This window comes from Pantoea sp. FN0302 (genome assembly GCF_050113775.1).
Classification (GTDB): domain Bacteria; phylum Pseudomonadota; class Gammaproteobacteria; order Enterobacterales; family Enterobacteriaceae; genus Mixta; species Mixta alhagi.
This window is the reverse complement of record NZ_JBNJSM010000001.1, coordinates 635723-657615: the sequence shown is the minus strand read 5'-3', so window position 1 is coordinate 657615 and position 21893 is coordinate 635723. Positions and strand designations below refer to the sequence as shown.

17 protein-coding genes and 1 tRNA gene are annotated in these 21893 nt (G+C 53.1%); 4 read left to right on the top strand and 14 right to left on the bottom strand.

Going from position 1 to position 21893, the window contains the following annotated elements; translation table 11 throughout:
* Positions 1 to 37: 37 nt before the first annotated feature.
* Positions 38 to 1498, top strand: a complete 1461-nt coding sequence (locus ACQE32_RS02945) for an AMP nucleosidase (RefSeq protein ID WP_426980834.1) — start codon at positions 38 to 40, stop codon at positions 1496 to 1498.
* Between the two features lie 48 nt (positions 1499 to 1546).
* Here ACQE32_RS02945 and mdtI read toward each other — a convergent pair whose 3' ends face one another.
* From mdtI to phnH, 4 genes are all read right to left on the bottom strand, one after another.
* Positions 1547 to 1876 carry a multidrug/spermidine efflux SMR transporter subunit MdtI gene (gene mdtI, locus ACQE32_RS02940; protein ID WP_427021323.1) on the bottom strand — a complete coding sequence of 110 codons (330 nt, stop codon included), beginning with the start codon at positions 1874 to 1876 and terminating at the stop codon, positions 1547 to 1549.
* Complete coding sequence (gene mdtJ, locus ACQE32_RS02935) at positions 1863 to 2231, bottom strand: multidrug/spermidine efflux SMR transporter subunit MdtJ (protein ID WP_426972101.1); 369 nt, start codon at positions 2229 to 2231, stop codon at positions 1863 to 1865. The genes mdtI and mdtJ overlap by 14 nt, the downstream gene beginning before the upstream one ends.
* A 549-nt stretch (positions 2232 to 2780) precedes the next feature.
* Complete coding sequence (locus ACQE32_RS02930; protein WP_426972100.1) at positions 2781 to 4076, bottom strand: NCS2 family permease; 1296 nt, start codon at positions 4074 to 4076, stop codon at positions 2781 to 2783.
* A gap of 251 nt (positions 4077 to 4327) precedes the next feature.
* Positions 4328 to 4879: a phosphonate C-P lyase system protein PhnH gene (phnH, locus tag ACQE32_RS02925; protein WP_426972099.1), complete on the bottom strand. Its 552-nt coding sequence runs from the start codon at positions 4877 to 4879 to the stop codon at positions 4328 to 4330.
* A gap of 262 nt (positions 4880 to 5141) precedes the next feature.
* Between phnH and ACQE32_RS02920 the strand changes: the two genes are divergently transcribed.
* Positions 5142 to 7316: a bifunctional diguanylate cyclase/phosphodiesterase gene (locus ACQE32_RS02920; protein ID WP_426980832.1), complete on the top strand. Its 2175-nt coding sequence runs from the start codon at positions 5142 to 5144 to the stop codon at positions 7314 to 7316.
* 77 nt (positions 7317 to 7393) lie between these two features.
* On the opposite strand, the gene ACQE32_RS02915 is transcribed toward ACQE32_RS02920, so the two are convergent.
* From ACQE32_RS02915 to nac, 5 genes are all read right to left on the bottom strand, one after another.
* The gene (locus ACQE32_RS02915) at positions 7394 to 8239 is read right to left on the bottom strand and encodes an oxidoreductase (protein WP_426980831.1); all 846 of its coding nucleotides are present in this window, start codon (positions 8237 to 8239) and stop codon (positions 7394 to 7396) included.
* 159 nt (positions 8240 to 8398) lie between these two features.
* Positions 8399 to 10195: a thiamine pyrophosphate-requiring protein gene (locus ACQE32_RS02910; RefSeq protein ID WP_427021322.1), complete on the bottom strand. Its 1797-nt coding sequence runs from the start codon at positions 10193 to 10195 to the stop codon at positions 8399 to 8401.
* A gap of 71 nt (positions 10196 to 10266) precedes the next feature.
* Entirely contained in the window at positions 10267 to 11091 is an 825-nt protein-coding gene (locus ACQE32_RS02905; protein WP_426972094.1) for a GNAT family N-acetyltransferase, read from the bottom strand.
* Positions 11092 to 11159: 68 nt separating this feature from the next.
* Positions 11160 to 12116 (bottom strand): HTH-type transcriptional regulator Cbl, encoded by a 957-nt coding sequence (gene cbl, locus ACQE32_RS02900; protein ID WP_427021321.1) that lies wholly within the window; start codon positions 12114 to 12116, stop codon positions 11160 to 11162.
* Positions 12117 to 12268: 152 nt separating this feature from the next.
* Positions 12269 to 13186 (bottom strand): nitrogen assimilation transcriptional regulator NAC, encoded by a 918-nt coding sequence (gene nac, locus ACQE32_RS02895; RefSeq protein ID WP_427021320.1) that lies wholly within the window; start codon positions 13184 to 13186, stop codon positions 12269 to 12271.
* A 565-nt stretch (positions 13187 to 13751) separates the two neighbouring features.
* On the opposite strand from nac, the gene ACQE32_RS02890 reads away from it, so the two are divergent.
* Positions 13752 to 15065: a CitMHS family transporter gene (locus ACQE32_RS02890; protein ID WP_427021319.1), complete on the top strand. Its 1314-nt coding sequence runs from the start codon at positions 13752 to 13754 to the stop codon at positions 15063 to 15065.
* Positions 15066 to 15222: 157 nt separating this feature from the next.
* Here the strand turns inward: ACQE32_RS02890 and ACQE32_RS02885 are convergent, their stop codons facing one another.
* From ACQE32_RS02885 to ACQE32_RS02870, 4 genes are all read right to left on the bottom strand, one after another.
* On the bottom strand, positions 15223 to 16152 hold the full coding sequence (locus ACQE32_RS02885) for an Rpn family recombination-promoting nuclease/putative transposase (protein WP_426972090.1): 930 nt from the start codon (positions 16150 to 16152) through the stop codon (positions 15223 to 15225).
* 315 nt (positions 16153 to 16467) lie between these two features.
* A complete protein-coding gene (locus ACQE32_RS02880) occupies positions 16468 to 17487 on the bottom strand; it encodes an ABC transporter permease (RefSeq protein ID WP_427021742.1) in 1020 nt (339 codons plus the stop codon).
* Between the two features lie 30 nt (positions 17488 to 17517).
* Positions 17518 to 19002 (bottom strand): sugar ABC transporter ATP-binding protein, encoded by a 1485-nt coding sequence (locus ACQE32_RS02875; RefSeq protein ID WP_427021318.1) that lies wholly within the window; start codon positions 19000 to 19002, stop codon positions 17518 to 17520.
* A 68-nt stretch (positions 19003 to 19070) separates the two neighbouring features.
* Positions 19071 to 19991, bottom strand: a complete 921-nt coding sequence (locus ACQE32_RS02870; protein ID WP_426972087.1) for a sugar ABC transporter substrate-binding protein — start codon at positions 19989 to 19991, stop codon at positions 19071 to 19073.
* A 495-nt stretch (positions 19992 to 20486) separates the two neighbouring features.
* On the opposite strand from ACQE32_RS02870, the gene ACQE32_RS02865 reads away from it, so the two are divergent.
* Positions 20487 to 20562, top strand: a tRNA-Asn gene (locus ACQE32_RS02865).
* 165 nt (positions 20563 to 20727) lie between these two features.
* Here ACQE32_RS02865 and ACQE32_RS02860 read toward each other — a convergent pair.
* Positions 20728 to 21468, bottom strand: a complete 741-nt coding sequence (locus ACQE32_RS02860) for a hypothetical protein (RefSeq protein ID WP_427021317.1) — start codon at positions 21466 to 21468, stop codon at positions 20728 to 20730.
* Positions 21469 to 21893 lie beyond the last annotated feature (425 nt).

The window sequence follows — 21893 nt, the reverse complement described above, 5'->3', positions numbered from 1 at the left end:
ATAGTGCAATGCAAAGCTGAAAACCTGAGGAGAAAAAATGGCTAACGACCATTTCGCTAATGGACTGAATACGGCGCAGGCGCTGGAGCAACTGGATGCGCTCTATTACCAGGCGGTGAGTGCCCTGCGTGACGCCATTAAAGCCTTTGTTGAAGAGGGCACGCTGCCGGATCCGCAGGCGCGTGCCAACGGGCTGTTTGTTTATCCGGAGCTGCGTATCAGTTGGGACGGCACCTCGCCGCAGAAAAACCGCAGCCGGGCCTGGGGACGCTTCAGCCACGCCGGAAGCTATGCCACCACGATCACTCGCCCGCAGCTGCTGCGTCACTATCTGCGCGAACAGCTGGCGATTATCGAACGTGATTATGAGGTCACGATAGAAGTTGGCCCGTCGCGCCAGGAGATCCCCTTCCCTTACGTGATTGACGGCTCCGACTTTGGGCTGGACCGCACGATGAGCAGCGCGCTAGCGAAACATTTCCCTACCACCGATCTGGCGAATATTGGCGATGAAACGGCAGACGGCATTTTCAACACCACCAGCATTTTCCCCCTGAGCCACTTTGACGCGCTGCGTACCGATTTCTCGCTGGCGCGTCTGCGGCACTATACCGGCACGCCGCCGGAACATTTTCAACCTTTTGTCCTGTTTACCAACTACACGCGCTATGTGGATGAATTTGTACGTTGGGCCTGCGAGCAGATTAAAGATGAGAACAGTCCCTATACGGCACTCTCCTGCGCTGGCGGCGCGCTGATTACTCAGGAAACGGAGAATGCTGAAGCCGCCCTCTCCGACCTGGCGTGGAAAAAGCATCAAATGCCCGCCTGGCACCTGATCTCGCCAAACCAGCGTGGTATTACGCTGGTAAATATTGGCGTGGGGCCATCAAATGCGAAAACCATTTGCGATCATCTTGCGGTATTGCGTCCGCACGCCTGGCTGATGATTGGCCACTGTGGCGGCCTGCGGGAAAGTCAGCAAATTGGCGATTATGTCTTGGCGCATGCCTATCTGCGCGACGATCACGTACTGGATGCGGTGTTGCCGCCGGATATTCCTATTCCCAGCATTGCCGAGGTGCAGCGCGCACTGTATGACGCTACCAAAGAGATCAGTGGAATGCCGGGCGAAGAGGTAAAAATGCGGCTGCGTACCGGTACAGTGGTTACCACCGACGATCGTAACTGGGAGCTGCGCTATTCAGCCTCGGCGCTGCGCTTTAATCTCAGCCGTGCCGTGGCGGTGGATATGGAAAGCGCCACCATCGCCGCGCAGGGCTATCGGTTCCGCGTGCCCTACGGCACCATGCTGTGCGTTTCCGATAAACCGCTGCATGGCGAGATTAAACTGCCCGGTCAGGCTAACCGCTTTTATGAGGGTGCCATTTCCGAGCATCTGCAAATTGGCATCCGGGCGGTGGAGCTGCTGCGCGCCGAGGGCGATAAGCTGCACTCACGCAAGCTACGTACCTTTAACGAGCCGCCTTTCCGCTAAATATGCATAAAAAAGACGCCTGCGGGCGTCTTTTTTAGTATGCCGAAATTATGCCAGCTTGATCATCACCATGCCCACCAGCAGCAGCGACAGACCAACCCAGCCGCGCAGACGCAAACGCTGTTTAAACAGGATCCATCCTGCCGCCAGCGTTGCGATGACGCCAAAGCCGCCCCATAGCGCATAGGCGACCGCCAGATCGATGCCCTTCACCGCCTGCGCCAGAGCGCTGAAAGCGCCCATTACCATCAGCAGTGACAGGAGCCCTGGCAGTGGTTTGCGAAAACCATCCGAGTATTTAAGGAAAATATTCGCAGTGATTTCCAGTACCACCGCCAGCATTAAAAAGGCGATATGCCATCCATTAAGCGGCTGCATGCAACTCTCCTTTTTCATCTTTACGTTTGCCAGCTTTGTCGGTACCACCGTGCAATAACAGGATACCGGCAATCAATACCATCAGGCCAAGCCCCTTTATCAGCGGCAGCGATTCAGCGAACAGGGTGACGCTACAGAGCGTAATCAGCAATACGCCAACGCCTTCCCACAGCGCATAGGCCACGCCAAGCGCAATACGTTTTATCGCCAGTGATAACGCAATATAGGAAAGTGTGATCATGACATACATCATCAGATGTCCCAGCATGCCGCCGTACAGACTGGCATACTTCATAGAGAGCGTACCCGATACTTCTGCAACAATAGAAACTGCCAAAAAAAACCAATATTTCATCTTTAAACCCTCAAGATGGTAAAAACATAACTACTTACTGCTAAAGCGGCTAAAAATGCGCCCTACAGTAAAAATCTGCATAAAAAAACTTTTTATGAAAGTGTTAACCATTCTTCCGGTAAGCAGCCTGAGCCAGAATACCGGCACGCGGAATACGCGTATGGTCACAGAAGAGTAAACGGGGCTACAGCTCGCTACACCAGTGGGTTTCGCAAGTGACTATCGGCGAGATAAAACCAGTGACGAAGAAGTGTGATGAGAATGTCTTACTACCTTTCAGCATAATTTTTCACTGTGTCAGTAAGTAAAATGACCTGCTTCAGTGCCTCATTAAGTTAATAAATTACAGCTTAGAGTGAAATATAGCACGAAAACGCTATTTGCTGAAATCTCTCATTTATCAGCACGGATTTTCCTGATTTAAATCAAATTCTTTTGGGATTTGCAGGTGGAGTAAAGCGATAAAAATCGCTAATGCGTGGCATACAGGATCATGTCAGAAAGCGGGCGCAGCAAAGCAAGGGCCGCCACCGTAGACGGCCCGGAGAATCAGGCGCTCAGCCAGCCCAGCTTAATCACGAACAGCAGCGAAAGTACAATCAGCGCTGCGTTCAACTCATGACGGCGGCCGCTTAACAGCTTCACCAGCGTCCAGGTTATAAAACCAAAGGCGATGCCATTAGCGATGGAATAGGTCAAAGGCATGGTCAGGGCGGTTACGGTGACCGGCGCAGCGGTAGTGATATCTTTCCAGTCGATTTCAGCCAGTCCGGCCGTCATTAATACTGCGATAAAAAGCAACGCAGGCGCGGTCGCGTATGCTGGCACGCTGGAGGCGAGCGGCGAAAAGAACAGGCTAAGAACAAACAGGAAGGCCACAACAATCGCCGTGAGTCCGGTTCGGCCGCCCGCGCTGACGCCTGCGGCGGATTCGATGTAGCTGGTGGTGGTAGAGGTACCCAATAGCGAACCAAACAGCGCGGCGGCGCTGTCGGCAACCAGCGCTTTGCCCATTTTCGGGATATTGCCCTGCTCATCCGCCAGGCCGGCGCGTTTGGTAACGCCAATCAGCGTGCCGGAGTTATCAAATACATCCACAAACAAGAAGGCAAAAATCACGCTGACCAGAGAAATATCCAGCGCGCCTTTGATATCCAGCTGCAAAAAGGTGGGCGCGATAGAGGGCGGTGCGGAGAAGACTCCGGCAAAAGGCGACAGACCAAGCCCTATTGAGATAAAAGTGACCACCAGAATGCCGATCAGCACCGCGCCGGTTACGCGCCGCGCCTCCAGCACCACAATAATAATAAAACCCAGCATCGCCAGCAGCGGGCCAGGTTTGGTTAAATCTCCCAGCCCCACCAGCGTCGCTGGATTGGCAATCACTATGCCCGCACTTTGCAGCGCGATAATGGCCAAAAACAGTCCGATTCCTGCCGCGATACCGGAACGTAGCGGCAGCGGAATGCTGGTAATAATCCATTCACGAATTTTAAAAATTGATAAGGCGAAGAAAATCAGCGCCGACAGAAACACCGCACCCAGCGCGATTTGCCAGGTGTAGCCCATATGCAGTACCACGGTATAGGTGAAAAAAGCGTTCAGCCCCATCCCCGGCGCCAGTGCGATAGGATAGTTAGCAATCAGCCCCATCAGCAGCGAGCCAATTGCTGCCGCCAGACAGGTGGCAACGAAAACTGCGCCCTTATCCATCCCGGCGGCGCTAAGGATCGTAGGGTTAACAAACAAAATGTAGGCCATTGCCAGGAAGGTGGTGATACCGGCCAGCACTTCGGTACGCACCGTGGTGTGGTGTGCTTTTAGTTGAAATAGTTTTTCCAGCATGCTGCTTCTCTCGTAGCGTTAACGTCGTCACTTGCGTGAAGTTTCTCTTGCCAAAATAAAAGGAATAAGAGCATTCCTGATTAGCAAGAGCTATGCCACAGCAGCTACCTCGTGTTTTCAACCACGGCGCTATTCCGGGTTGCTTTTTATGCGCCTCCGCACTGTAAAAGGGCACCATAAAACCGCACCGCACCAGAATAGTGCTAACCGTAACGGTCTGCGCATCAGCGCAGATACTGAATCATCAGTCATTAACAGACAGCAACCTGCGCGCTGCGCGGCAGCACCATGACCATATCGCCACAGGTCAGCATCAAATTAATGCCCTGCCCGTTTAGCGGCCACTCACGCAAAAATGCGATCACCTGTGGCGGCAGCTGCGGCGCGACGGCGCGGCGCTCCTGAATGCCTGGCCCACGCAGGCGCAGCGTCAGGCCGCCGTTAAGTGCCGGAACCTCCAGGATCACCGTGGCACCCGCCGCTGCAATGGCATGCAGGTCAGGGTTGCTATCGCTGTGCAGCAACGCCAGGGCAGCAGACTGGGTATGGCTCAGCGGCGCGCTTCCGGCCTGGTACAGAGCATCGCGCAACTCAGGTGTATCCAGATATTCATCCAGCCACAGCGGAGTATCCGCTTCGCTCAGGGTCATCAACAGCGCCGTTGCCGCAGGTGAGAGACCTGCCCAACGCTGAGCGCAGGGCAGCGTGACGGCTACGCCAGCTTCGTTCATGGCTTTTAAAATTCTGCGCAGCACAGGCTGCGTGGCTACTACAGGGCGGTTTAAGCTCGCCAGTAAACTCATATTCTTCTCCGTTAGGTACAGCATGATGGCTACTTTGCCGCAGCTAAATGACAGACGGGTTACGCGGCGGTGGCAGCATGATGAATTTGTGTTAAGTCTGGCTACCCACCCTGCCACTGATTAACATCATTAATAAAAATATCATTCACTCCTAATGTTAGATCAAAACGTTAGATTTGCCGCTTCGCCAGTATCCATATGGAGCAAAATCTATTTTATCTGTCACAATTAACTATCAGAGAACAGTGGCATGAGTGGAAAAATGTTTAATAAAGATCAACTACCAGACACTTTTCGACGCGAGTTTATTCGTGAAGTGGTTTTGCCATTAGCAGCGGTCTTGTTCATTACCTGGTGCGCAGCCAGCTTCAGCCTGGTATGGACGGCAAAACACAATAACCACGAGGCGCTGGTACAGCAGGAAAATATCGTTAAAACCGCGTTTTCTCAGAGCATGACCGAACATTTACGCCAGTTACACAGCCTGAGCAACTGGCTGCCTCTGGTCCAGTATCTGCAGCAGCCCGGTAAGGATACGCTCTGGCTGGACGATAATATCGGCATCTGGCTATATGAGATGTTTGGGCATCAGGACATCTTTGTTCTTGATCCGCAGGATCAGGCACCGTATGGCTGGCAAAACGGAAAGCGCAGTGAGGCCTCCTACTGGAGCAAATTTGAACCTGCGCTGTCACCCTGGCTGGCACGCCAGCATGAACTGGGCATTCAGGATTTGGTTGACTATGTGAAAATTGGTGAGCGGGCGGCACTGGTAGCCATCAGTAATATTAGTACGGAAGGGAATAACAGTGGCTTCAGGATTATTAGCATTAAATATCTTGACGATGGTTTTCTCAATGCGCTGGCCCAGCGCAGCCTGATTGATGGTTTGCACTATATTGGCGATCGCCCCGCGCCTGCCGATCAGGCACGCTTTCAGCTTACCTCGCGTCTCGGCTTTTCCGCTGGCTATTTTGCCTGGCGACCAGAACAACCGGGCAGTGAGATAGTAAAAATGTTGATGCCGTTGATCGGCGCGTTACTGCTGGTTACCACTGTGGTTTGTATTGTGATGATGTATCGCCTTTGGCGCATGCAGCTGGGTCTGGCTCAGTCGATATTACGTCTGGGCGCCAGCGAAGCCCAGGCGCAGCATCTGGCATTTCATGATGTGCTTACCGGCCTCCCCAACCGCGCGCTGATTGACGATCGGCTGACGCAGGCACTGGCGCGTGCGACGCGTAACCGCAGCCAGGCGGCGCTGCTGCTGCTGGATCTCGACCGCTTTAAAAATATCAACGACACCTATGGCCACCATGCCGGTGACGATTTAATCATTGAGGTTTCACATCGCCTTGCTGCGCTATTGCGCGACAATGATACCGTTGGACGCATAGGCGGCGATGAGTTCGTTATTGTGATGGAGGATATTCAGGATCTCAGCGCAATTGATGTGCTGTGTCAGGAAATTCTCGATGCGCTGGCGAAGCCTTATAAACTGCTGGGCAGTGAAGCCTGGATTGGCGTCAGTATCGGCATCACGGTCGCACCGCAGGACGGGCTGGATCGTCAGGAGCTGATGCGCAAAGCAGATATTGCGCTGTACGAGGCGAAAAACGAGGGGCGTGCGCAGTATCGCCATTTCGCGCGTGCCATGGACGAATCGGTACAAACACGTCAGCAGATTGCAGCCGATCTGCGTCATGCGCTGCAGCAGAAACAGGGGCTGGAGGTCTGGTACCAGCCCTTAATGGACGTGAAGGGCGAACGAATTTTAGGATTTGAAGCCTTGCTGCGCTGGAAGCACGCGCAGCGCGGGTTTATCGCGCCGTCAGAGTTTATTCCTATTGCCGAAGAAACCGGATTAATTTTACAAATCGGCGAATGGGTGCTGCGCGAAGCGTGCCGGGTTTCTCTACGCTGGCCAACGCTGACAATCGCCGTTAATGTCTCGCCGCTGCAGTTTCGCGCCGCCGGGTTTGTACAGCGTGTTAAAGATATCGTGCAGATGGAAGGCGCTAATCCCCGCGCTCTTGAACTGGAGATTACCGAGGGCGTACTGATTGATAATGAGCCAGAGGCTCGCGCCATTATCATTGCCCTGCGTGAGGCCGGCTTCCGCATCGCGCTGGATGATTTCGGCACCGGCTACTCCAGCCTGAACTACTTAAGCAATTTCCCGGTGGATAAAATCAAAATTGACCGCTCCTTTACCCAGTCGCTGGGCGTGGCGGAGAACTCAACGGCGATTATTGAATCTGTCGTCCGACTTGGTCATGCCATGGGCCTGACGGTTACGGCAGAAGGCGTAGAAACAAACGGGCAGATGCTGGCACTGGCTGAGGCGGGCTGCAACCAGCTACAGGGCTATCTGTTTAGCCAGGCTGTGCCGTCTGAACAAATTGCTCTGATGCTGGAAAAGCGTAAAGCAGGATAAATGCCTCACCCTTAAACCGCTGACAATAGTTTCAGGGCGAGGCGGCTTGTTCCGCTATGCTGTGGCTGAGCTGGGCTTTACGCCGGGAAGTCGGTGCCAAGTGAGGTTTCTCGCCACGCTTCAATCTGCGCCAGCCGCTCACGGAGTTTATTAGTGACCGCCTCAAAGCCAAACGCTCCCATCACCAGATGGCGCGGCGGATGAGCATTTTCAGTAATCGCCATCATTACGGCGGCGGCGCGCGCCGGATCGCCCGGCTGTTGGCCACTGTAGCCTGCGGTATTTTTCATGCGCGCACCAGCGGTTTCCGCATAATCATCGATACGGTTTTCTGTCTGATGCAATGAGCGCCCCGCCCAGTCGGTGCGGAATGGCCCCGGCTCAACGCAGGTAACCTTGATGCCCAGCGGCTCACCCTCAACCGCCAGCGCATCGGACCAGCCTTCTACCGCATGCTTGCTGGCGGCATAGTAGCCGGAGCCAGGAAAACCAATCAGGCCCGCCACCGAGGTAATATTAATAATATGCCCGCGCCGCGCCTTGCGCATAGCCGGGAGCACCGCACGCGTCATGGCGAACAGACCAAAAACGTTAGCATCAAACTGCGCGCGGATCTCTTCTTCAACGCCCTCTTCAACCGATGACTGATAGCCATAACCTGCATTATTTACCAGCACATCAATGGTGCCAAACTTCTCCAGCGTTGCCTTAACCGCACCATCAATATTGGCGCTGTCGGTGACATCAAGCGCCAGCGCCAACGTCTGCTGTTCTTTACCCGGCACCAGGTCCGCAACTTTTTGCACATCGCGGGCGGTAACCACCACGTTAAATCCACGTTCAATCGCCTGCTTCGCCAGCTCACGGCCAAAACCGGTAGAGCAGCCGGTAATAAACCACACCGGGCGCGTTTCAGTTGTCATGCTGTTTTCCTTATGTGCGATCGGGCGAAGCAGGAAACTCCGTTAACTCACGGATATGTTCCTGACAGCCTCGCCCGTTGAAGAGAGGTTAACCTTTGATTTTTCGTAAACATAAGCCAGGAGCGGCGGTTTTACAAACGCCTTGCCACGCCGCTCAGGTTATCTCTTTTTAGTGGGCAACACTTCGTTCAGCAACTGGCTGGCGGTATCGCCAATCACCTGCGCAGCGCCGCGATCGCCCTTTAACATTGAGGTCATAAAGGCTTTCGCCTGTTTAAAGGTAATATGCGGTGGCAGCGGCGCTACTTCCGGATCGGTCTTCACTTCCAGCACTACCGGTCGGTCGCTGCTTAGCGCTTCCTGCCAGGCGGCACTGAGCTTTTCCGGGTCGTCGACAAAAATGCCCTTCAGGCCGAGCATCTCAGCAAAGGCAGCGTAGTGCACATTGGGAATATCCTGGCTGGCCTCAAAGCGTGGATTGCCTTCCATCACCCGCTGCTCCCAGGTCACCTGATTAAGATCCTGGTTATTAAACACGCAGACAATCAGCCGTGCATCGCCCCAGCCCTGCCAGTATTTCTGGATAGTGATAAGCTCCGCCATATTATTCATCTGCATCGCGCCGTCGCCCACCAGCGCCACCACCGGCTGATGCGGAAAAGCAAACTTGGCGGCAATCGCATACGGCACCGCCGCGCCCATGCAGGCCAGGCCGCCGGAAAGCGTGGCGCGCTGTCCCTGTTTGACCCGATAATCGCGAGCGAACCAGTTGGCACAGGAGCCGGAATCTGAGGTAACAATGGCATCGTCAGGCAGCAGAGGCGACATTTCCCATACCACGCGCTGCGGGTTAACGGGTTTCGCGGGTGCCATTGCCCTCTCTTCCATCACCTGCCACCACTCCTGTACCTGACGGGCGATATTCTCCTGCCAGCTGCGGTCTGCTTTATGTTGCAGCAGCGGCAGCAGCGCACGTAACGTTTCCGCCGCATCGCCATGCAGATTCACCTCGCAGGGATAGCGCAGGCCAAGCATTGAAGGATCGATATCAATCTGTACCGCTCGCGCTTTGCCCTCTTCTGGCAAAAACTCTGTCCACGGAAAGCCGCTGCCGATCATTAATAGCGTGTCGCAGTTTTTCATCATCTCTGAAGAGGGTTTGGTGCCCAACAGGCCGATAGAGCCGGTCACAAACGGCGCGTCATCCGGCAACACATCTTTGCCCAGCAGCGCTTTCGCCACGCCCGCACCCAGCACATTCGCCGCCTGCACCACCTCTACGGCCGCGCCGCGTGCGCCGGAACCAATCAGAATCGCAACTTTTTTACCGGCGTTGAGGATTTCTGCAGCACGTTGCAAATCATCCTCATAAGGCACCACTTTTGGTCGTTGATAGCCTGGGCCGGAATGGGTAAAGCCGTGCGCATGCTGCGGCTCCTGCCACGGCTCGTCCTGTAGGTCTTTCGGCAAAATCAGCACCGCCACGCCGTTTTGCGCTTTCGCAATACGCACGCCACGATCGACCAGATGGCGCACCTGCGCCGGGGCCGCCGCCTCCTGCACAAAATTAGCAACGTCAGAAAACACGCGATCGAGATTCAGCTCCTGTTGATAGTTGGAGCCGCGAGAGGTGGTTTCCGCCTGGCCGGAAATCGCCAGCACCGGCGCGTGGTCCATTTTTGCATCATACAGACCGGTCAGCAGATGCGTGGCGCCAGGGCCGCCGGTAGAGAGGCAAACGCCCAGTTCGCCGGTAAATTTGGCATGGCCTGCAGCCATAAATGCCGCCATCTCTTCATGGCGTACCTGAATAAACTCAATGCCGGCGCCCGCTTTATTTACTCGCTGAATCGCGCCCAGCACCCCATTAATGCCATCGCCGGGGTAACCGTAAATTCGCGTAACGCCCCATGCCTTCAGGCGCGCTACAAAAAAATCGCTGGTCTTCATTGCCATTGTCTGTTTCTCCCTCTCAGATTACACAGACTTTAAGCATAGCTGACCTGTTCAAAACACAACCGCCGCGTTTAGCCCATCGCCTGACTCATCAAACTCCAGGCCGTCATCCCCTGCGGCTGCCACTCGCTGCCGCGCACCATGCGCAACGGATTATCTACCGGTTGTAAACCAAGGGTTTGTAGCCACGAGCCCAGTCCTGCCTCGCGACGGCTGTCAATACGCACAAAAGCGCCAGCCAGTGGCTGCATCGCTTCAATAATCAGCTGTTGCGCCATTTGCCTGTCAGGTGCGATGACCGGGCCGATCACATAGCCATGCCCGAAACGGCGGGTAACAGCAAAGCCCAGCGGCACCGTTTGCTGACGCAGCAGCGTGATGCTGGCACCGCTCTGGAATAGCTGCTGTAGCAACGGTAGCCGCTGAAAGCCGTTTGCCTGCCAGTCAAGCTGCGCCAGCGCCGGAAGATCGCTCTGCCGCGCCATCTGTACCAGCCCGCTGGCGGGCGGCGGCGTCAACGCTGACGTTTGATACTGAATCACGTCGCCCGAGGCGACAAATCCCATCTGACGATAGAGAGGCGCGCCGGCGGCGGTAGCGTGCAGATGCAGCTGCCAGCCCTCCAGCTGCTGCAACGTATAGTGTAACAGCGCCTTACCGATGCCCTGACCGCGCAGCTGACCTGCGACAATGATCACGCCCAACGAGGCGCGCTCCGCGCCCCAGCGCCAGAACAGCGTGCTGCCGACCACACGCCCCTGCTGTTCCGCTATTACGCCTTCGCCCAGTTGCAGCATTAGTTGCCAGTCGGCAAGACGATGTGGCCACTTAACTTCCTGCGTGAGCGCCACACAGTCGTCCAGATCGTGCGGCGTCATTGCCCGTAACTTAATCATCCTCGCCCCTGCAAAAATAGCGACATTAGCCGCTGCTTTTACGATCTGCAATACACGGGACAAAGAGATTAAATCTGAAAGTCGATCGCTGGCTCCTCTTCCTGAACGCTAAGCGCCTGACGTTTCATCTCCTCCAGCGACAGGTTGGCGCTGCATAACTCAAGAAACTGCCAGACATAATTGCGCTGCAGTTGCCCGCGCTTTAGCGCCAGCCACACGGTGCTGGCCTCAAAGAGATGGCGCGCATCAAGCCGCGTCAGCGCTGATTGCGTATCCAGCTGGCATGCCTGATCGGCAAGGATCCCTACGCCAAGCCCCAGATCAACATAAGTTTTCACGACGTCGGAGTCTTGCGCGCTGAGGATAATGTCCGGTTTCAGCCCCGCAGCCTGAAAGGCGCGATCGACACGCGAGCGTCCGGTAATCCCCTGCCGATAGGTAATCAGGGGATAGCGGCTGAGCGCCGCCAGAGTAAGCTCCTGCTCCTGCCCCAGCTCATGTCCTTTTGGCACCAGCAGCGCATGATGCCAGCTAAACCACGGAAAGGCCGCCAGCGCCGACTGATTAACCAGCTGCTCGCTGGCGATACCGATGTCCGCTTCGCCAGCAGCAACCATCGCTACTATTTCCTGCGGCGATCCCTGATTCAGCTCCAGCCGCACCTGCGGCCAGAGCGCGCGAAAAGCTTTGATCACTTTTGGCAGGCTGTAGCGCGCCTGTGTATGGGTAGTGGCTATGGTCAGGACACCGCTGGTTTCGTTGGTAAAGAGATCCGCCAGCCGTCGTACCCGACTCGCTTCATCGAGAATGCGCTCAGCGATAGCCAGCAGCGCTTTGCCCGGCTCGGTCATGCCCAGCAGCCGTTTGCCGCGACGGATAAAGATATCTACACCCAATTCATCTTCTAAATCGCGTATATGGCGGCTGACGCCAGACTGTGAGGTAAAAAGCGTATTCGCCACCTCCGTCAGGTTAAACTCACAGCGTGCGGCTTCACGGATAATTTTAAGCTGTTGAAAGTTCAAACCGTTTCTCCTTATCTGGCGTTCAATGCTGCCTTAATGTTAAGCAGGCTTATTGATAGCTACAAATAATAAAAAACGGATTATTATGCATTTATGAGATAAAGGCGGACGACCAGTAATGATTAACCAGCCTGTCCGTGATCAAAGATGATCTAACCCACCAGCATCAGCTCACGCTCTTCCGCAACGGGCTTGTTCAGCAGAGTCAGCAGGATATTTTTCACCGCCTGAGCGGAAGGCGATAGCGGCAGACGCGAAGAGATATTGAGCGATAGCGGTAGATTAAGCGAAGGTGAATTAATACGCGCCATCCAGCCGTTAGTCGCGCTAACCAGGGCCCGTGCCGCCGACTCCGGCAGCACCGTTGCGCCCATACCGCTGGAAACGGCGGCGCTCAGGGTGGCAAGCGATTCAATTTCACCAATGATACGCGCGCTGAGGCGTCGTAATGAAAAAGCTTCATCGACCCGTTTACGCACCGCGCTGTAATCACGCGGCAAAAAGAGGTTCATCTGCGCTACCTGAGCCAGATCCACCATGCCGCCAGGCGCATCGCAGGCCCCTACCAAATAAAGCTCTTCTTTCATCAGCGGCGTGCTGGTAATGCCCGCCAGCGGCGTGCGGTCATATAATACCGCCATATCGAGCTGTCCGTTTATCACTTTTTCATGAAGCGAAGAGCCGCTGTTTTCATGCAGGTAAACCAGGATTTCCGGATACTCTTCACGCACCGTTTGCAGCAGCGGCATGGTTAGCGAAGAAGCAGCGGTGCCCGGCGCAAGACCGATAGAGACCTGACCGTTCAGCGTTTGTCCGGCATTGATCACTGCCATTTGCGCCTGTTCACACTGACGTAAAATGGTTCGCGCATGGGCATACAGAATTTTTCCGGCCTCGGTGGGCGTTACGCCACGTTTGGTACGGATCAACAGCTGTTGGTCCAGTTCATTTTCCAGCGTGGCCACCTGCTGACTCAACGCAGGCTGCGCAATATGCAGCACTTCCGCCGCCTGAGTCAGACTGCCAATATCGACAATTTTTACGAAGTATTTAAGCCGTCTTAAGTTCATGTTGCCTCCGTCGGGGTTACCGAATGTTGTTACCAGCTCAGGCGCGCATCGCGGCTGTAAGCCATGGATTGCAATATGCAGGCCAGTTTTCATCGCGGTCAAAATGCGGCATCGCTAACCCACGATAAAATAAGAGAATCTGATTACCCCAAACGAGTTAAACGGCTAAATTTATGTCGCCAGCCCGGCAGGTTAATGGTCTGTCGCACCAGAAGCGTGCAGCGGCTGCGTTTGTACTGTGCAGGCGATAAGAGAAACTTTTTATAAGCGCTGCGCCGCTACTCTTTCGATCTTCATCACAAAAACCTGCTTTCATACCGGTCGAAACATGAACTCTGTCACTGTTCCCCTTTTCACTTATGGCAAATGTAAAATTTTTGTTATTACCTTAATTCACAAAAAAATCGTAAAAACAGCAGGTTATCCCAAATGAAATTATCACTTCATTAACTTTTATGTGCCCTTTGTAAAAGATAGATAACGTGACGTCATACTATAACCTCTCACCACCAGAGATAAGCGGTAGTACGCCTGCTGTCTCCTTAATTTTTAGAAGGAAAGTATTTTGCTGACTGTGCTGGGTTTTTCGATGGTGATCTGCTTCATGTATCTGATCATGACCAGGCGAATGTCGGCGCTGATTGCGCTGATTATTGTTCCTACTTTTTTTGCGCTGGTAGGCGGTTTCTGGCACGGACTGGGCGAAATGATGCTTAACGGCGTCAAAACGCTGGCCCCTACCGGCGTGATGCTAACTTTTTCCATCCTCTATTTTGGTTTGATGATTGATGCCGGACTATTTGATCCGCTGGTGCGGCTGATTTTAAAAATTGTACGCGGCGATCCATTAAAGGTGCTGGTTGGCACGGCTGTGCTGACGCTGCTGGTTTCGCTGGATGGTGACAGCTCCACAACCTATATGATTGCCGTCGCGGCATTCCTGCCGCTGTATCATCGGTTGGGGATGAATGTGCTGCCGATGCTCTGTTTAATTAATCTGGCCAGCGGCATTATGAACCTGTCGCCCTGGGGCGGTCCAACCGCTCGCGCGGCAGCAGCGCTGCGTATTGATGCGCTGGATATTTTTATTCCCATGATCCCGGCGATGCTGCTGGGCTGTTTTACCCTGGTGGGAATGGCGGTGCTGTTCGGTCTGCGCGAACGTCGGCGGCTGGGCATCATGACGATGGAAAGTCATCATCTGGAAAATATCAGCCTGGGGCTGGGCGATGCAGAGGATTGTGAGGCTAACCGACGCCCTAAAATGTTCTGGCCCAATTTTATCCTTACCACCACGCTGCTGGTGCTGCTGGTCGTGGGACTGATGCCCATTCATATTCTGTTTATGCTGGCATTCGCCATCGGGGTGATGCTTAATTATCCCTCGCTGGAGCAGCAAAAAGAGCGCATCGGTGCGCACGCCGCTAATGTGCTGGCAGTGACCGCGTTGATTTTCGCTGCCGGGGTGTTTACCGGAATTTTATCCGGTACTGGCATGGTGGACGCTATGGCGAAGAGCCTGCTGGCGGTGATCCCTCACAGCTTTGGCCCTTATCTGGCGGTGTTTACCGCAGTAATCAGCCTGCCGTTTACTTTCTTTATGTCTAACGATGCGTTCTATTTTGGCATCCTGCCGGTGATCGCCCAGACCGCCGCAGGCTACGGTATCAGTGCCGAGGAGATCGCACGCGCTTCGATTATCGGTCAACCTTTCCATCTGCTCAGCCCGCTGGTGCCATCAATTTATCTGCTGGTTGGGCTGGCGAAGGTGGATATTGGCGACCATCAGCGCTTTTCAATTAAGTGGGGGATTGTGGTAAGTATGGCGCTGTTGGTGGGCGGAGTGGTGTTTGGCGCCTTTCCGCTCTGGCACCGCTGAGCAGGTCTGTAAACCTGCAGCTGGCGCATCGCGCCAGCTATGGCGATAGTCAGAGAAGGATTTAATCGCTATAGCGGAATAAGTCTGAACGGAATATTGCATGGCCGGTGCTTATTTAGTGAAGGCCCGGCCAGGCGATAAAACAGTAGGAAAGCAATTAATGGTGAAGCTGGGCCAGGTCATCCTCGGTTAAACCGGTCGCCTCCCGCACTGACTCACGAGGCATTCCCATTTTTAGCAGGCTGCGGGCAACTTCTAATTTGCCTTCATTTCGGCCCTGCTGTCGACCGAGCTGGATACCCTTCTCAATACCTTTCTTAATACCTTGCTGTTCAAGCTGTTGGGCGATGGTCATAAGTGCGTCCCCGTGTTGCGGCACACGCAGTGCCAGTTCGCGAACAAAAGCTTCGGAGTCGGCAGACTCACCTGCCTGTATTAAATATTGTATCAGCACCATTACCTGCGGTGAAGAAAGATAATCGGCCATCAGTAGCGTGACCAGACGATCTGTCAGGGTGGCAATATCACGCTGATGAATATGCTTCTGCAATAATGTGAGTGCTGCCATGCTGCGATGTTTCATGATTTCATCGTCAGGGATCACAGTGACATCCACCAGCGGAAAAGCACCGCTGTAAAGCTTGCCAGCCAGGTCAGGGTTATCAAATTCATTCAGCCAGCGTGTTGAATAGGGATAAGGGCTGCGTTTGCCAACATAAAAAAGCACCGGTATCACCAGCGGTAGCTTTTTATGACCCGCTTCGATATGGCGCTGCATCGCCGCTACGGCGTAACGCAACAGGCGAAACGCCATATGTTTATCCGGCGACGACTGGTGCTCGATCAATACATGAATGTAGCCATCACCTGCGGAGGTTTGCAGGCTATAAAGTACGTCACTGAAATACTGGCGCAGGTCACTTTCTACAAAGGATCCTGACTCCAGCTTCAACGTGCTGAGGTTGCAAATGGCGCGCAACGCAGGCGGAAGATGCAGCTCCATAAAATCACGCGCAATTTCAGGCTGTGACAAAAACTGACGGAAGGTAGCATCATGGGGCGTTGGTGTTCTGTTGTTGTTTTTCATTGACCAATCGTTTTTGTATATTGCTTCTCTTTTATTAATGCAACGCTATTATTTCCTCACCACCATTATCGCTATTCAGGCAGAAAAATAATGAAACGACGCTCATTATTCACCTGCCTGACTTATGCAACGAAAATAATAGCAGCGCAAACTTAATAGGCTTATTGACAATCCACTATAAACGCGATCAATCATCAGTTTATGCGTTATGAAAATCAACTTCATTAAGTCAAAAACTCAAATCAGCTCGCACTATTATTTCGCACAATTACGATGAGCATTACCCTGTTAATAGATTATCTGTAATAAAACGTCTTACCGCTTTTTGCGATTACGGTGCATATCGATAGAGACCGCAGCAACAATAATGATGCCTTTAATAATATCCTGTATATAGGCATCCACGCCTACAAAGGTAAATCCGCTTTTAATCAGCCCGAGAATGACCGCGCCGATCAGCGTGCCGGTAATGCGACCAACACCGCCCATCAGGCTGCTGCCGCCAATTACCGCCGCCGCGATAGCATCCAGTTCATAAGACATGCCCATGCTCGACTGCCCGGTACTGACGCGTGCCGCCAGCACAACGCCCGCCAGTCCGGCCAGCCCGCCGGCAATGGTATACACGATCACCAGATACTTATTAACGTTAATTCCAGAAACGCGCGCCGAGGTCATATTGCCGCCGATAGCGTAAACATATTTGCCGTAGCGCGTATGTTTCAGCGCAATGTGAAATATCACCGCCACCACCAGAAAGATCACGACCGGCATCGCGCCCTGACCGATGGCGGTAAAACCATCAGACAGAAAGCTGATAGGGTTGCCCTGCGTGTAATACTGCGCCAGCCCACGGGCGGATACCATCATGCCCAGCGTGGCGATAAAAGGCGGAATACCGGTGCGGGTTATCAGTACACCGTTAATCAAACCGCACAGGATACCCACCCCAATCCCGGCAACAATCGGCACCACGGCAGGCAGGTCAACCAGCGAAGGAAACATCGGCGACAGACTGTCCGAGGTTTGCGCCAGGCTGGCCGCCACCACCGCCGTTAACGCTATCAGCGAACCGGAAGAGAGATCGATGCCGGTGGTGATGATCACCTGCGTTACGCCAACGGCAATAATGCCGATAATCGCCACCTGCAGTACAATCAGCACCAGACGATTGGTGTTCAACAAAAAAGATTGATCGCGCACATACCAGCCTGCCACTTCAAAAATCAATGCGATGCCGAGCATCACAATAAAAATGCCGGTATCTTTTGGCAGCTTGCCCTGCAGCTGGCTGAACAGCGGCTGACGCGATGCGCGCGGTTGTTGAGTACTCATTTTCACGTTGCTCATAATCTTCCTCTCGCTTCACTCGGATGCCAGCGACATAATGGTTTCCTGATCGGCCTCTTCTTTATCGAGGATGCCGGTTATCCGCCCTTCGTGCATCACCATCACCCGGTCGCTCATGCCCAGGATCTCCGGCAGCTCTGACGACACCATAATCACCGCCACGCCACGGTTGGCCAGCTCACTGATCAATCGATAGATCTCTGCTTTCGCGCCGACATCAATGCCGCGCGTCGGCTCATCCAGAATCAGGATTTTTGGCTGCGCCAGCAGCCAGCGTGCAATCAACACTTTCTGCTGATTGCCGCCGCTGAGGTTATTGATGATCTGATCCATTGTGGGAGTTTTAATATTGAGCCGCCGGATCTGCTCCATACAATCCTGCGCCATTTGCACATGGCTGACGAAGCCGCCTTTGCTGCTGTATTCCGGCATATTTACGATGCTCATATTCTCCAGCACCGACAACACCAGAAACAGACCGGATTTTTTACGATCCTCAGTCAGAAACGCCATGCCCTTCTCGATCGCCGTTGAGGGCGAGTCGATGGTGACCGGCACGCCGTCAATCAATACTTCCCCGCTGTCGGCAGATGCCATGCCAAACAGGGTTTCCATTACTTCGCTGCGTCCGGCCCCCACCAGCCCGGCAACGCCAAGGATTTCACCACGCCGTACGCTAAAGCTGACATCTTCAAACGCATCCTGGCGCGACAGATGGCGCACCGTTAGCACCTCTTCGCCGATGGCGTTGTTGAATTTAGGGAACAACTGGGTCAGTTCGCGGCCCACCATCTGGGTGATCAATGACTGGCGGGTATAGCTGTCGGTCCGGTCGCTGCCTACCCAGCTGCCGTCGCGAAATACGCTGACCTCATCGGTGATGGCAAAGATTTCATCCATTTTATGGCTGATATAAACAATTGCTTTTCCCTGCGCCCGCAGATCGCGAATGATGGTAAACAGATGCGCGACTTCACCTTCAGTCAATGCCGAGGTTGGCTCATCCATAATCACAATATCGGCGTTCCACGAGACCGCTTTGGCAATTTCCACCATCTGCTGACTGGCAATGCTTAACTCTCCCACCATGCGATCCGCCGGCAGACGAATATTAAGCTTGCTTAGTAGCTCCGCGGTTTGCTGATTCAGCTGGCGATGATTCACCAGGCCAAACTTTACCGGCTCACGTCCCAGCCAGATATTTTCGGCTACCGTCATCCATGGCACCAAATTAAGTTCCTGATGAATCATTGAGATACCGGAACGTAGCGCATCCAGCGTATCCTGAAACTGCACCGGCTCGCCTTTGATACGGATAACACCCTGGTCGGGACGATAGATCCCAATCAGGCATTTCATCAGCGTGGATTTCCCCGCGCCGTTTTCTCCCATCAGCGCATGTACCGTGCCGGGCCTGACGCGCAGCGAGACGTTATCCAGCGCTTTCACCCCTGGAAAAAATTTACTGATGCCTTCAGCTTCCAGCGCATAAGCCGTCATGTTTTACCTCCGTACGACAGGTCGCCTGCCAGCGGCCCGCATAACGGGCGGCGGGCGAACGGAAAGAGTTATTTTTGGTTACGGCTGACAAACTGTTGATAATTCTCTTTGGTAATCAGCTGGTAGGGAATCATCACGCTTTTCTGAACTTTTTCGCCATTCACCAGCTTGATAGCTGTCTGAACGGCACCTTCGCCCTGCCCTTTGGCATCCTGGAAAACGGTAGCAACCATTCTGCCGTTTTTGATCTGCTGCAGCGCATCCGGCGTGCCGTCCACACCGGCAATCAGCACTTTGCTACTTTTACCCAACGCCATCAGCGCGCCGATAGCCATTTCGTCATTATTGGATGCGATAGCGTCAATTTGATCGCCTGCGGTCATCCAGTTGCTGACCACATCCACCGCCTCATTACGCATAAATTTGGCAGTTTGCTTCTGAACGATTTTGATCTGCGGATATTTAGCCACAACCGCCTCAACACCTTTGGTACGGTCGCGGGTGGCTTCGTTGGCCAGATCGCCCATTAAAATAGCGACGTTGCCTTTTTGATTCATCGCTTTCGCTAGTGCTTCCATTTGCAGGCGGCCCGCCAGTTCAGAATCCGATCCCACATAGGCCATTTTGTCAGTCAGCGCCGCCTGAGGACGCCGGTTAACAAAGATCAGCGGAATGCCTGCTTTACTGGCCTGATCCATAATCGGTTTTACTGCGTTGGTATCGACCGGATTCACGATAATTGCGTCAACGCCCTGACCAATAAAGTTCTGCACCTGTTGCAGCTGCTGCGCCACGTCGCCTTTGGCATCTTCCATCTGGCCTTGCACCTGATTTTTATCCATCTCTTTCTGCATGGCGGTACGCAAAATGGTCAGAAAATTGTCATCAAACAGCGCCATTGATATGCCCAGCTGAATATCTTTCGCCAGCACTGCCGCAGGCAGCAGGCAGGCAATAACAGAAGCAACAATCGCTTTTTTCATCTTCATAGTTCACCCTTTGAATCGTTAAGTTGCGCTGGCGGGCCGTTACCTCGAATGAAAAATATTTTTTACATTCACACAACATCACCAGGGTTTCCAGCTTCGAAAAGAGATAAAACCTTATAACTGTCGCGCTTTTTCTGTTTACACCTCCCCTTTTCAAATCCTTGATTTTTATCTTAATTATTGTAAAAAACCGTTTATTGAGCCCTGGTAACAACCCTCATGCATTGAAACAGTTCGTTTGTTTCATAATAACTTCTATTGAAATTTTCATAATGAAAGCATCGAAACGCCCGTTTTAAAATTACCAGATAACAAAAATTTGACATGCCTCTAACAACAGCCGGGAAAAGCGTTTAAATTGAGATCTACCCGGCAGATTAGAAAAGCAGCAAATGGCAGCTTATTGCTGGTTTTGCCAGCAAACGCACGGGGAAAGGCGGGAGAGGCTTTGACATTCAGATGGGTGCCAGGTAATATTCGCCTCGTTCACACGATTCCTCTGTAGTTCAGTCGGTAGAACGGCGGACTGTTAATCCGTATGTCACTGGTTCGAGTCCAGTCAGAGGAGCCATATTTAGAGAAGCCCGCTCAGGGAAACCTGAGCGGGCTTTTTGCATTCTGTGCTTGCTTGCTGAAGCGGATACTTGATATCCCTGTTTAGCCACCATCATTCACCAACTTTTCGCCATCGGCAGATGGGTTCTCTGTTTATTTATTCATCGCAACCTCATCAGTGCTACTTTGCCAGCAGTCGGTTCACCCTCACGATCGAGCGGGTCAGCGTGCTGCCATGATGCGGATCGCCAAAATGAAACAGCGCCGTCGCGCGTCGAAAGGCAGGATCGCACGGACCATTAGCATGAAAGGTGCGATAACCGTGAAAGAAGTAGATGTTGCCCGGCTTTAAGTAGAGCGTCATGGGTTTGACCAACCGGTGCTTGATCGCTTTCATTAACAGATAACGCGATAATCTGTTTTGCATCAGGCTCTTTTCCAGCACGTTGAATATTACGCTGGAGCGAAAAGGCCGCAGGTTAGGAAACAAAAGCAAATCCCCGCGCGCCTTCCCTTCCTGCGGGATTTCAATCGGCAGCAGTGCGGTAATGACGCTGGCATCATAATGAAAAGAGTTGGATTTCTTTTTACCGCTTTCTCCCTGTACACAGCGCAGTACGGCCAGAATATTTTGATCGGCTAACCGGCGCGCCAGCGACTTTTCCGCCATCCGCTGCATAAGTTGTCGAAAGTCAGCGTCTTCACTAAGCCGGGCCAGCGGCGTGTGATCAATTTTTTCCACATCGCCGAAAATCGCATGATATCCCTTTCCCGCCTCTGCGCTTACCTCGTCAATCCAGGCACGAAATTTTGCAAGCCCTTCATCGGTGACCACATTTTCCAGTACGGCATAACCCTGATTTTCAATGTTTTCTAATAAGCGTGGAACGTTATTCGGATCGATATTGGTAACAAAAGACATAGCACCCTACCTGTTATACTATTTTTGGTATAGAGCGTTCAGCGCTCTTTTTTAATACCCTGGTTTAACCGGCTTAATCATAGGAGCTCTGCTGAATAAAGAAATAGACTCGCGTCCAAAATAAGAATTATTAACATTAGGGGTCTGATTTTAACTGGCATCTTGTGGTTCATATGCTTTGCAAAAAGCTGATTTAAGCCATTGAATAAAAAAACAGGCTGCTGCTTTAAAAGTTTTACTGGCTTTTTATTGAGACCAATAATAAGTGAGTCACATCTGGCATGAGTTAAATAATCAGCGCTGCATCGGCGACGGTTTCAGGCAGATAAAAATGGCTTTCGTGGCGGATGTTTTCCAGCCTGGGCGCTGGCGTTGTGTTTAACGGATCAACACGTTACCCTGCCAACGGCTTAATTAACGGGAAT